Genomic DNA, 11,025 nt, shown 5'->3' with positions numbered 1-11,025 from the left:
CGCGCGCGTGAAGGCCAGCGCGGCGGGCTGTGGCTGCGCACATCACATATTGCGGACTAGCTGGCCAGATGCTGCAGCAGCACGTCGCGAATCAGATCGGTGTCAGCATCGCTGATGCCCACCAGCTCGCGTGCTGGGTATCGATAGGCCGGGCCGTGCGGGTTGACGTTGTCGGTTTCACCGAAGTGATGAACGCGCGCGATTCGCTGGGCACGGCTCACGATCTCGACCAGCGCGGACTCAGGCGAGCCGCGCGCCTTCAAATTCTTGGCCGCCCTCATCTTGGCAAAGAGTGGCAGCTTTTGCTTGGCCGCCTGCCGGATGCGACCGGCCTTGCTACGCATTGTGGATGCTGGTGGTTTGCGCGGCTCCCAGCGGTTTCCGTCCGGGTCGGTCTGCGCAGCCATGCGCGCGGCGTTGGCGGCGCGCAGCTTGCGGGCGACGTCTACCGTAATGCGGCGGCGCTGGCTCGGCTGCAGCTTCTGCAGCATGCTCTCGGCCCACGTTTCGAGCGCTTTGAAGTCGGCCATTGTTCAGACCATCAGAAGAAGCGCAGCGACTCGAAGCGCGCGCGCTCTGGCGGGATCTCCATATCCCATTGCGCCAGCAACTGGTCCTTTAGGTATAGCTCCCATCGTTCAGCCATGCCCGCCATGCCTGGCACACCCGGTTCTGGCGGGTGCTCGGCAATCAGTCGCGTTGGGTGATCTTCGTCGGCCTTGACCACCACCCGCTCGGTGACAGGCACGCGAATGGCAATGTCACAGCTCGACAACTCCAGCAATTCCACATTGAACTCCAGACCCTTGGCCTGAGTCTTCGGATTGTCCAGCAGCTCGGATTGATGCACCCGCACCCAAGCCAGCAACGGCACAAACAGCGCATCCGTGTGGCCAACGTAGTTCAGCACCGTGATTTCGATGGTGTATTCGTACTCGAACGAGAGCCCGCCCGCCAACGTGGACACCGTGCGCCCTTCGTGCGCCAGCACGATGAGGTTTTGCGGATCACGCACGAGGTCGGGGTTTGCCGACTCAATGAGCGCTCGCAGGCTCTGCAACTTCCACATGTTGCACCCCCTTCAATCTGGCTTTGTAGCGCTCGACCTCTGCGGCGGCCCGTTGTATCGGTCGATACAGAAATTGAGATCTCGGATTGCGTCGTCTCCGTCGTCGGTGATGCCGAAAATTTCAACAGCATCCGCTCCGACAAGTTCGGCGCGCGCTTCTTGAGTCCCAGCGGCTCCAGACTGGGCGGTGTTGCCAGTTGGTATGACGGCGGGCACACAAGCGGCGGCCCTGATTGACACGCGCTGAGTGCCAGCGCGCAAAGCGCGATCACGCTCGATCTGCGAAATTTTTGCATTTTCTTTGGCCTCGTTCAGTTGCTTGGTCAACAGGTCTTTTTCATCGCGATGACGTTTCTGGCTGTCGTCGACCTCGCGGATCTGGCGCTGGCGTTCCGTTTCATTGGCCGCGTCCTGCGCTTTCTCTTTTTTCCCCGCCGCCACCATGGCGCGGTCATAGCCCTGCCCCTCTGCCCATGCGTAGAACGCCCACGCCGCGAGCGCAAGGCACGCGCAAAGGATGATGGTCACATCGAGCGTGCCGCGCTGCCTTGGTTTACATGTCATAGCAAGCACGGGTGCCCTCATCCTGCAGGTCTTTCAAACATGCCTTGAACGCGGCACGCTCGCGCGCGTCTGTCATTCCGCACTCTTCCAGCACATCACCCGCCTCCTCGTACCATGCAGAGGCCATGTCCGCTTCGTCAAGCGCGATATTCAACAGCCTGCAGCCGCTGGCCGCTGACTGCGCCGGGACCACAGTGCATCCCGACATGCCGATCAGCGCGACAGCGATTGCAATGAGTAAAAGTATGCGTTTCATTTCTGCATCTCCATACATGCCGCAATGCGGCGCTCTTGCCGAAGCCAAACACCTCTACAGCCTTGCGGCCCCCAGTTGACCGGCAGGCGGCAATCACGGCCTGCCTGAAAACGCCAAGCCTCTAACGCCTGGCACGCGCCGACGTAGTCACCACGCAGCAACCATGTGCGCGGGCTTTGCGGCTTGGTCCAGTTGCCATAGCCAAACTGGCCGAGAAAATCCATGTAGAGATCGAACTCGCCCTGCAACAGAACCACGTCCGGCAACGACTTGATAAGGCGCTTTTCATCCTCGGCCGCAAGTCCGCGCGCAAGCTGGGACGCACGCTCTCGCGTGATCGGCGGATCTGTCATGCGCACGGGCGTGCCATCTTCATAGCGCGTGGAGCCGTGGCCAATCGTTGGCACATCGCCCTTGGTCGGGATGTATGGGTTCGCACCGAACCCCTCGTTCGCCTTCCACGTACCGAACCCGGCCGCCGACAGCGTGAGCGCCGTGACGATCACGCGAACAACCGATTGCCGTGCCTGCTCCATTACTCGCCCTTCACCGGCGTGCCCTGCGCGGCCTTGCGCCAGCGGTACAGCAACCACCCGATTTGCAACAGCAGATAAACGATGGTCAGTGTTCCGACCGTTGCATTGATCGACCAGCCTTGCGCCACCGATGTGGTGACCACGGCAACGGGCGGCGATGCCTTGGCGCTTTCAACTGCGATATCTCTGATCATTTCTTTGCTCATGTTCTCAGTCCCACAGATAAACCCGCTCTTGCACCGGCTCGGCCGACTCCACCACCCGCACGGGATGCCCTCCGGCAGATCGGTCGCGATCTTTGCCAAGCCCGGATTGGCTTCGAGCGTGGCCTCAAGATTGCCCGCCGTTTTTCCCAGCGTGCGCCACATCAGTGCATCAAGCACCTCGTGCTGATGTGCACGGACCGTGGCGCTCTGGTTGCTGGTGACGGCGCTCATATCAATTCCGCGATCACGCGCGAGCGGCTTTGCAGATCGGCAATGGCAAAGCGCAATCTCTGGTTGAAACCGGAGACGCGCACCTCGACCCCGCTTGTTACCCGGGCCTCCTTGCCCGCACCCTGCGGCAGCGTGGCCATGTCGCGCGCCACCTCGGCGGTTTCGGCCAACACGTGCCACTTGATGGCGTGGCGGTATTGCTTGAGGCGCACGCTCTCGCGTTCGGCACCAGTTCCGATAGTGGCGGCAGGCACGTCGCCCAACGTCGCGTAGCCCTGCGATTCCTGCAGCTCGCGCCAGTCCCGCAACTCGGCGTTGATGGCCCAAATGGCGGCCTCTATGGCCTCACGCATTCGCGGCGTGGTCACGGTGGATTCAATGCGCGAGTCGGCCCGCAGACGCTCGCAATCGATGTCCGGGAAAAAGCCGTCATTCATCACCACGCCCTCTTCCTGCTTGAGCGGTGGATTCACATGCGGTGCAACGAATGACATGGGGCCTTCTTCCGGATCGGTGTAGGTGTGGCGGTGGCCCTGGGCTTCGGCATATGCAAATCAATGCTGCTTTGCCCAGGGGCCGCCACGGCGCGGGGTACGCTCGGTTTCGAGCAACTGGCTCGGGCTATTTCTTGACCCGACGCTCCAATCGCTCAATGTCTTTTTTCACGCCCACGAGCTTGTCCAGCTCGATGGCTCGCTGCAGGTATGGCAATGCCTGCTCGCACACCTCTGGCGAGAGGCTGGCAATGTCCGCATCGCTGGTACTGGTCTTGCCCACCAGCGCCCAGCCAGCGGCCTTGCACAGGCGTGCCTTCGGCTGGTCTGGCGTGTCGGCTGCACTGGTCATTTCCATGACGCGCCGGACGGTCTGCAGTGCCTCATCGCCCACCAGCTTCCCGTCACACACGGCGGTGGAAATTTCGTCCTGCAGGATCGTGGCCACGTTGCGCCTGTAGTCGTCTGGCGGATTGACACCAGCGGCCAGCATGTACTCGGCGATGTCGATGCCGCGCGCATAAAGGCCCGCGTCCAGACTCCAGACCATGGCATATGCAATCACCTGATCTTGAGTGCCTGGCCGCGACTGCAACACGCCATCGACATAGGCGTCATACAGCGGAAGTAGCTTGCGCTTGGCATCCACCTTCATTTCGATGGACTTGATTTCCTTGAGATCACTGCGGTGCTGCCGAAGCTGCATCATCATCAGCTCGAAGGCTTCGCCCACCGTTTCGCCGTGGACGTTTGCAGCATCGGCCTGCGCCTGCTGCTGTGCGGCGCTCTTGTGCATAAAGCTGCGCTGCGCTGGTGTCTGTCGCATGTTGATGTTCCCCGCGTTTGTGTGGCAGCTGGCAAATAGCGGCCCCTTTTTTAGGGCGGGCTATTTGCCAGCGTTGTCGCTCAGTCCTGCAGCTCGATGTTCTCGATCAACGCGAACTTGCCCAGGTCTTCCACCACGAAGGCGTCATTGCTGCTTTCGTAGGTCTCGATGCGGTCTGCCTCTGGCGCCTCCTTGACGTGGCGACGGCGGCCACCTTGCTGCCAGTAGATGGACAGATTGCTAAGGCTGGTGATTGCAATCTTTCCCTCCGGCATAAATGGCACGGTGATGGCCTGCAGTTCACCCAAGCGCTTCTGACTGCGAACAATGCTGGCCGCCAGAATTTCTGTCGGTGCGTTCTGATCATTAACCAGCGGGAACAGCTTGTCATGCATCAGACCGCGCCCCACGATGGCCACCAGATCACCGGCCCCGACATGCCACGTTTCCAACAACGTGTTGGCCACGTCGTAGACCAGCCCGTCGAGATTGGCGTAGTCCGCGCCAGCGCCCGTGCCCACGACCACCTTGCCCGCCGCATTGGTTCCGCTGGAGCCATCGAGAACACGCTGCGCGGCATTCTCACGCACGTACTGCAGCCAGCCCTTGTTCACGTCCTGCAGCAGCGGATTTGCCGCGCGATTCGTAGTGACCGCCACACTGGTGCCGTTGAATCCGATCATGATGCGGTCGAGCGCGCAGCGTTGCTGGATCGCCTGCGACAGCAGCAGCTGGAACTTGTTTCCGAACTTGGCCCACATGTCGAGCTTGGGATAGCGCACATGCGTGTCATAGTTGGTCTGCGCGCACAGATATTTCTGATCGTTCATCGCGCTGACATCGCGCGTTTGACGACGGCCAGCGCCGGACGTATCAGTGCGGCTCGCGATGGGTCCATCGACGCCAATGCCGAGCGTTTCACCCATCATTTCATCGACTGGGACGATGTTGATGGATTTCAGGAATGCGCTGCTTTCCTGAATGCGGGCTTCGAGTCGCTGCTGCACAGTCGGCTCGACCGCGAACTTCACGGATGCGTCGCTGATCCCGTTCAGTCGCGCCTGATTTTCAAGGTACTGATTGAGCAGGATGCGGGTTTCGTTTCTCATGGTCTGGTCCCTAAAGGAAATCGATTTGATTCGGTGGATGCGGTACTGCGGTGTGGGCTTTTAATCGGCTTCTCGATCAGCAATCAGCCACGGCGTCGCTGGTTTCCGATCCCGTCGCGGCCGGTCGCTTGGTTCCGCTGCCGTCCTGCTTGCTCAGCTTTTCGGTTTGGTCATCGAGTGCCGCCTGCAGCTTGGTGAACTTCTTGTTCAGAGCCTTGTTTTCGGACTCCAGCTTGTCTACGCGCCCCTGCAAGTCCTCAACCGATTCGGCTGTTTCTTCCATCACTTCGGCGGCCTGCGCGCTGAACTTCTCGGTGTCTTCCTGGCGGCCGTTCAGCTTGCGGAACTTGCCCAGCACCTTGGAGAGCACGCTCGCCCTTTTGGCCGCTGGTTCAGGCCGCGTGTCATCGTCGTCATCGTCGTCTTCTTCTTCATCACCGTAGTCAAGCTCGGTTGCGATGAAGCCACTGGAAAAACGCTTCTTGTCTTTCTCCGCCGAGAATTTCAGCGTTTCAGTGCCGAGACTTGCAGGCTCATCCGTCACGGCTACACCAGTCATGTAAGCCTCGCCCGTGTCCGCGAATTCGGGCACGATTTCAGCGGACGAATACACCTTCTTGCCGCGCTTGTTGAGCTTCACGAGGTCATCGAGCGGAGCGATGGCGGCATAGAGAGCCATCTTTCCATCGAGCTTTCCGCCCTTGATCACTTCGGCCTTCAGCTCGATCACGTCGCCCTGGGCACTGAAAGGAGAGTCCGCGCTATAGCTGCGCATGTGCTCCACCCAGACACGCGCGCCGTATACCTCAGGGTCATAGTTGGCGGCGGCTTGCGTCAGCCATGCGCGTTTGATGGAGCGGCCGTCAATGGTTGCGCCTTCAACAGCTACGCGGAAAAATTTCTTTGCCATTTGCGGCCCTCGGTGATGAAAGTTGATTCACCGCCTATGTTCCGCATATGGCTCATGCGCTGCAATTGGCGCGCACTGTGGCTGCGCACATCACATTTTTACGTTGTCGATTTCCGCGCGCGCGCGACAGACACTGGCAAGCATGACAAAGCAAGTCGCGCAGGACAACGCCGCGCCCAAAGCCCAACGCATCAAGGCCAATCCATCCAAAACAACGATGGCCCGGCAAGCCGCCGCATTGCACGACCAGGTGGTAAGCCAATTCAACGGCCTGCCCAAAGGTGATACCAGTCCGGTGAATTACGGCGGCGCAGGCAAGCGACGCGATGCACGCGGGCTGTACTGGCAAGGTTGGAAACTGTCGCACATTTCCGAGCACCTTGGTATTCCACGCGGCACCTTGCACGGCTGGCTTAAGTCAGAGAAGTGGAACGATGCGACGCCCACGCACCGCGTGGAATGCACGCTCGAAGCGCGCCTTGTCTGCCTCATCATGAAAGAGCAGAAGACGGGTGGAGACTTCAAGGAAATCGACCTGCTCAGCCGACAAGCTGAGCGCCTTGCGCGCATCGGCAAGTATGAGACGACCGGGCGTGAAGTTGATCTGAATCCGAACATCGAACGGCGGAACGCTGCGCCAAAAAAGCAGCCATCCAGAAATTTCCTTACCGATGAGCACATCGAACAGCTGAAATCGGCGTTCCTCGATAGCCTGTTCAAGTATCAGTTGCAGTGGTGGCATAGCAGCCAGCAACGCACCCGCAGCATTCTGAAATCGCGACAAATCGGCGCCACTTGGTACTTTGCTCGCGAAGCCCTGATTGACGCACTAGAGACAGGCCGCAACCAGATTTTTCTCTCTGCCAGCAAGTCGCAGGCGCACATTTTCAAGCAGTACATCACATCGTTTGTCTACGATGTGTGCGGCGTTGAACTCAAGGGCGATCCCATCGTGCTGGCCAACGGTGCAACGCTGTATTTCCTCGGCAGCAACGCGCGCACCGCGCAGGGCTACCACGGCAATTTCTATTTTGATGAGTTCTTTTGGACGACCGATTTCGAGCGCCTCAACAAGGTGGCCAGCGGCATGGCCATGCACAAGAAATGGCGCAAGACGTATTTCTCGACACCCTCCAGCATCCAGCATGCCGCCTATGCGTTTTGGAGCGGCGAACGCCTCAAGAAGAAATCAAAGATCGAGGTGGACATCACACATGCAAAACTCGCTACCGGCTTCACCGGCGAGGATCGCATGTGGCGCAACATCGTCACCATCGTTGACGCGCTCAATGGTGGCTGCGATCTATTCGACCTGGCCGAGTTGCAGCTCGAATACTCGGATGAAGAATTCGCCAATCTGCTCATGTGCGGGTTTGTCGACGATTCGTTCTCTGTGTTCCCCATGTCCGATCTGCAGCCCTGCATGGTGGACAGCTGGGAAATCTGGAAGGACTTCAAGCAGTTCGCACAGCGCCCTCTTGGATATGCGCCGGTTTGGATTGGCTACGACCCCAGCCAAACGGGTGACAGCGCTGGACTTGTCGTCGTCGCACCACCAGCGAAGACAGGCGGTTCGTTTCGCGTGCTCGAAACACTGCAATTCAAGGGCGCGGATTTCGAGGCCCAAGCGGACGCCATCAAGAAGGTGACCCAACGCTACAACGTCGAGCACATCACCATCGACACCACTGGCATCGGCGCTGCAGTGCATGAGCTGGTGCGCAAGTTCTACCCACGCGCACGCGGCATCAACTACAGCGTAGACAGCAAGACCATGCTGGTGCTCAAGGGTCAGCAGGTGATCAGGTCCGGCCGCTTGGAATTCGACGCAGACAAACGCGAGCTGATGAGTCACCTCATGTCGATCAAGCGCGAACTGACACCTAGTGGCCGAAGCGTCACCTACTCCGCAGGCCGCAGCAAGACTACGGGCCACGCTGATCTCGGGTGGTCATTGCTCAATGCGTTGAGCAATGAGCCATTGGACGCAGGCACCGACATGGCCACCAGTACCGGCCGCTCTTTCATCACCGTATCAGATTGACCCATGCCAAAACGCAAACGCCAATATCGCAAGCAGCACACCAACGACGCTACGCCGCAGCCCACCGACAGTCCGAACACTCGCGGCGGCCAATCAGAGTCGTTCACTTTCCAGCTTGGAGACCCCGAGCCCGTTATCGGTGGCCGGTCGGCCCTGCTCGAATACGCCGAGTGCATGGAAAACGGCGACTACTACGAGCCGCCGGTTAGCCTGGCATCGTTGGCTCGGTTGCTGCGCATCGGCGCGCATCACGAAAGCGCGCTGCGGTTCAAGGTGAATGTGCTCACCAGCACGTTTGTGCCGTCGCAGTGGATGAGCGCCGACACATTCCGCGCGCTAGCGCTTGACTATCTGGTGCTAGGGAATGGCTATCTCGAAAAGCGATTCAACCGGCTGGGCGGCCTGCTCGAATTGCTCCCATGCCTGGGCAAGTACATGCGGCGCGGCATTGAACCAGATCGCAACTTCTTTGTCACGGACATGAAAAGTCCGCACGAATTCGAGCGTGGCTCAATTGTTCATCTCCGCGAGCCCGATCTGCACCAAGAAGTCTACGGACTCCCCCCTTACCTTGGCGCGCTTCAATCCGCGATCCTCAATGAGAGCGCAACGCTGTTCCGCCGCCGATACTTCGCCAATGGTGCGCACGCTGGCTTCATCTTGTATGTGACCGACGAGGCACAGAACCAAGACGACATTGACAAGCTGCGCATGCAGCTGACCAACACCAAGGGGGCAGGGAACTTTCGCAACGTCTTCTACTATGCGCCAGGTGGCGCCAAGGATGGCGTGCAACTGATCCCCATCAGCGAAGTGGCCGCGAAGGACGACTTCTTGAACATCAAGAATTGCAGCCGCGACGACATACTGGCAGCGCATCGCGTGCCGCCCCAGCTTATGGGCATGCTACCCAACAGCACCGGCGGCTTCGGTGACGTGGAGAAAGCAGCGATGGTGTTCGCACGCAACGAGATAGCGCCGCTGCAGGCCACCATGGCGCACGCCATCAACACGCAGGCAGGGCGCACGGTCTGCACGTTCAAGCCGTACCAGTTGACCGACGCACCCGCCGCGAACTGACGGCCACCGCAAGCCACCCACAAGCCCGCCTAGCGCGGGCTTTCTTTCACCCACCCCACGCCCTCACCACCCCTCAGCAGGCCCGCCACGGCCCGCGTGGCAGGCCCACGCCCCACGCTCGCACCTCGCCCCGGCCCTGCCGCCCGCCCGGACCCCCATCAAGACCGAAAGCGCGCCGACGAGACCCCGCCGCGCCGGCACGCTAAATAGGTCGCTTTTGTCGGCCCTGTCGATCTACCAGCCAGCCAAGCCCAGCAACGCGCCGCGCGCAGTTTTGGGGTACTCTTTCGCGCCGGGAATCGTCGGGTTTTGGCATATGGCACTCACCTCGAATCCACCCATTCGCAGAAATGACCGACAAGGCCCGAAATCGAGTCGCCACGCGGTCATTTCTTGATGGTCCATACCATGGCCTATAACGACATGGAAAAGTGTACAGACGGCTTGCTTTCTATGTTTGCGGCTCCTGCTCTCCTCCGCCAGATTTCCTCGAGAAAACAAGCGTGAATAAACAAGGTTTTATTCAACACAGCAAGACAAGAAGCTTGCGAATTGCCATTCGGTCAGCTTCGCGGTACCGGCAGCGCCTTCAATGGAATCCACAAAGGATCTCACGATCCATGTCGGCGCAACCGAAACACCATGGATGATCGTTGATGCTCAATTTGAATTGCGTACTGTGGCTTGTTGTCTTGTTCCCACTCTCATCGCATGCGCAAGGCAACAACGATTGCCCAAGAAACCGCTCCCTCGAAATTTCAGGGGAATACACCGTGCCGCATGAAATCATGTGAAAAAAAGTTGAAATCCCGGATGCATTCATGATGGAAAACGCGTTCAAAAAATAGGCTATTTCTTCCGATATTGACATCCCCCTTCACGCGGGCTGTCCGCCGCGCGGATCCCCGGGATCAACCAGGTCGCCATCGTCCCCCGCGCAATTGCGTTCAATACACCGCTCCCACGTCCCTCCAAACTGCAGCATCTCCACTCCCACCTCAATACGGACCCGATGCTCTCTTCCCTTTTCGCCATGGCCGGATTTGCCCTTGCGGGCGCAATCACGCCGGGGCCCGTCAATGTGCTGGCGATGCGGCATGGCAGTCATTCGCGGCGCGGGTGTGCGTTGCTTTATGTGGTGGGGGCGAGCGTGAGTTATGCGGTCGTGGTGTGGATCATGGGGCTTTTCGGGCAGTGGCTGCTGCGCGATCCTGCCGTGGCGGTGATGGCGTCGCGGGTGTGCGCGGCTTATCTGTTGTGGCTGGCGTGGCGCATTGCGCGGGCGCCGGTGGCGGATCGCGTGGATGGCAACGACGATGGCGAAGACGACGCAGGGCAAGGCAGCAATGTGACCAACGATCCGCGCGGGTTCCATCAGGCTTTCTGGCAGGGCGCGGCCATTCAGTCGCTCAACCCCAAGGCATGGCTGGTGGCACTCTCAGGCGTGGGGTTGTTCGTGGTGCCGCTGTCCGTGCAGGCCAGCGTGCCGCATGTGGCCTTGCTGGCGTTCTGTCTGGTGTCGCTTCTCGCCTGCATGGCGGGGGTGGGTTGCTGGGTGCTGCTGGGCAACGTGCTGCGGCGCTGGTTGCGCACGGCGCGCAGGCAGCGTGCGCTCAACCTCGTGCTGGCGGCTGTGCTGCTGGCGAGCGTGGGCGGGATGCTGGCATGATGATGCGGCTGCCCTCGCCCTTGCCTACGAG

The 11,025-nt window shown here is 60.0% G+C and carries 13 protein-coding genes; 3 read left to right on the top strand and 10 right to left on the bottom strand.

Annotated features, from left to right (window positions below; genetic code table 11):
• Positions 1-56: 56 nt before the first annotated feature.
• From G7047_RS29310 to G7047_RS29260, 10 genes are all read right to left on the bottom strand, one after another.
• Positions 57-530 carry a phage virion morphogenesis protein gene (locus G7047_RS29310; RefSeq protein ID WP_166306227.1) on the bottom strand — a complete coding sequence of 158 codons (474 nt, stop codon included), beginning with the start codon at positions 528-530 and terminating at the stop codon, positions 57-59.
• 11 nt (positions 531-541) lie between these two features.
• Positions 542-1,069, bottom strand: a complete 528-nt coding sequence (locus G7047_RS29305) for a phage tail protein (RefSeq protein ID WP_166306230.1) — start codon at positions 1,067-1,069, stop codon at positions 542-544.
• Positions 1,070-1,081: 12 nt separating this feature from the next.
• On the bottom strand, positions 1,082-1,597 hold the full coding sequence (locus tag G7047_RS29300) for a lysis system i-spanin subunit Rz (RefSeq protein WP_166311773.1): 516 nt from the start codon (positions 1,595-1,597) through the stop codon (positions 1,082-1,084).
• 25 nt (positions 1,598-1,622) lie between these two features.
• Positions 1,623-1,889, bottom strand: a complete 267-nt coding sequence (locus G7047_RS29295; protein WP_166306236.1) for a hypothetical protein — start codon at positions 1,887-1,889, stop codon at positions 1,623-1,625.
• Positions 1,886-2,425 (bottom strand): lysozyme, encoded by a 540-nt coding sequence (locus G7047_RS29290; RefSeq protein WP_166306239.1) that lies wholly within the window; start codon positions 2,423-2,425, stop codon positions 1,886-1,888. The genes G7047_RS29295 and G7047_RS29290 overlap by 4 nt, the downstream gene beginning before the upstream one ends.
• Positions 2,425-2,862, bottom strand: a complete 438-nt coding sequence (locus G7047_RS31235) for a tail protein X (RefSeq protein WP_240939315.1) — start codon at positions 2,860-2,862, stop codon at positions 2,425-2,427. Before G7047_RS31235 ends, G7047_RS29290 begins: the two co-directional genes overlap by 1 nt.
• A complete protein-coding gene (locus G7047_RS29275) occupies positions 2,859-3,356 on the bottom strand; it encodes a head completion/stabilization protein (protein WP_166306248.1) in 498 nt (165 codons plus the stop codon). The genes G7047_RS31235 and G7047_RS29275 overlap by 4 nt, the downstream gene beginning before the upstream one ends.
• Before the next feature lie 127 nt (positions 3,357-3,483).
• Complete coding sequence (gene gpM / locus G7047_RS29270; RefSeq protein WP_166306251.1) at positions 3,484-4,182, bottom strand: phage terminase small subunit; 699 nt, start codon at positions 4,180-4,182, stop codon at positions 3,484-3,486.
• Between the two features lie 80 nt (positions 4,183-4,262).
• Positions 4,263-5,291 carry a phage major capsid protein, P2 family gene (locus G7047_RS29265; RefSeq protein WP_166306254.1) on the bottom strand — a complete coding sequence of 343 codons (1,029 nt, stop codon included), beginning with the start codon at positions 5,289-5,291 and terminating at the stop codon, positions 4,263-4,265.
• A gap of 76 nt (positions 5,292-5,367) precedes the next feature.
• Positions 5,368-6,201, bottom strand: a complete 834-nt coding sequence (locus G7047_RS29260; protein ID WP_166306257.1) for a GPO family capsid scaffolding protein — start codon at positions 6,199-6,201, stop codon at positions 5,368-5,370.
• Positions 6,202-6,343: 142 nt separating this feature from the next.
• On the opposite strand from G7047_RS29260, the gene G7047_RS29255 reads away from it, so the two are divergent.
• The 3 genes from G7047_RS29255 to G7047_RS29245 all read left to right on the top strand — a co-directional run bounded on the left by G7047_RS29255 (position 6,344) and on the right by G7047_RS29245 (position 10,994).
• Positions 6,344-8,245, top strand: coding sequence for a terminase large subunit domain-containing protein (locus G7047_RS29255; protein ID WP_166306260.1), 1,902 nt, complete (start codon positions 6,344-6,346; stop codon positions 8,243-8,245).
• A gap of 3 nt (positions 8,246-8,248) precedes the next feature.
• The gene (locus tag G7047_RS29250) at positions 8,249-9,325 is read left to right on the top strand and encodes a phage portal protein (RefSeq protein WP_166311772.1); all 1,077 of its coding nucleotides are present in this window, start codon (positions 8,249-8,251) and stop codon (positions 9,323-9,325) included.
• A gap of 1,012 nt (positions 9,326-10,337) precedes the next feature.
• Positions 10,338-10,994 (top strand): LysE family translocator, encoded by a 657-nt coding sequence (locus G7047_RS29245; protein WP_166311771.1) that lies wholly within the window; start codon positions 10,338-10,340, stop codon positions 10,992-10,994.
• Positions 10,995-11,025: the final 31 nt, after the last annotated feature.

The organism is Diaphorobacter sp. HDW4A, assembly GCF_011305995.1.
In the GTDB taxonomy this organism is placed as follows: Bacteria; Pseudomonadota; Gammaproteobacteria; order Burkholderiales; family Burkholderiaceae_C; genus Diaphorobacter_A.
Note: the sequence above shows the minus strand (reverse complement) of the source record. Positions and strands in the feature narration are given on the sequence as shown.

Excerpts from the sequence above, each read along its gene's own strand:
- G7047_RS29310 (WP_166306227.1), bottom strand. The coding sequence starts at position 530 with ATGGCCGACTTCAAAGCGCTCGAAACGTGGGCCGAGAGCATGCTGCAG.
- G7047_RS29250 (WP_166311772.1), top strand. The coding sequence starts at position 8,249 with ATGCCAAAACGCAAACGCCAATATCGCAAGCAGCACACCAACGACGCT.
- G7047_RS29245 (WP_166311771.1), top strand. The coding sequence starts at position 10,338 with ATGCTCTCTTCCCTTTTCGCCATGGCCGGATTTGCCCTTGCGGGCGCA.
- G7047_RS29275 (WP_166306248.1), bottom strand. The coding sequence starts at position 3,356 with ATGTCATTCGTTGCACCGCATGTGAATCCACCGCTCAAGCAGGAAGAG.
- G7047_RS29265 (WP_166306254.1), bottom strand. The coding sequence starts at position 5,291 with ATGAGAAACGAAACCCGCATCCTGCTCAATCAGTACCTTGAAAATCAG.
- G7047_RS29295 (WP_166306236.1), bottom strand. The coding sequence starts at position 1,889 with ATGAAACGCATACTTTTACTCATTGCAATCGCTGTCGCGCTGATCGGC.
- G7047_RS29260 (WP_166306257.1), bottom strand. The coding sequence starts at position 6,201 with ATGGCAAAGAAATTTTTCCGCGTAGCTGTTGAAGGCGCAACCATTGAC.
- gpM (WP_166306251.1), bottom strand. The coding sequence starts at position 4,182 with ATGCGACAGACACCAGCGCAGCGCAGCTTTATGCACAAGAGCGCCGCA.
- G7047_RS29290 (WP_166306239.1), bottom strand. The coding sequence starts at position 2,425 with ATGGAGCAGGCACGGCAATCGGTTGTTCGCGTGATCGTCACGGCGCTC.
- G7047_RS29305 (WP_166306230.1), bottom strand. The coding sequence starts at position 1,069 with ATGTGGAAGTTGCAGAGCCTGCGAGCGCTCATTGAGTCGGCAAACCCC.
- G7047_RS31235 (WP_240939315.1), bottom strand. The coding sequence starts at position 2,862 with ATGAGCGCCGTCACCAGCAACCAGAGCGCCACGGTCCGTGCACATCAG.
- G7047_RS29255 (WP_166306260.1), top strand. The coding sequence starts at position 6,344 with ATGACAAAGCAAGTCGCGCAGGACAACGCCGCGCCCAAAGCCCAACGC.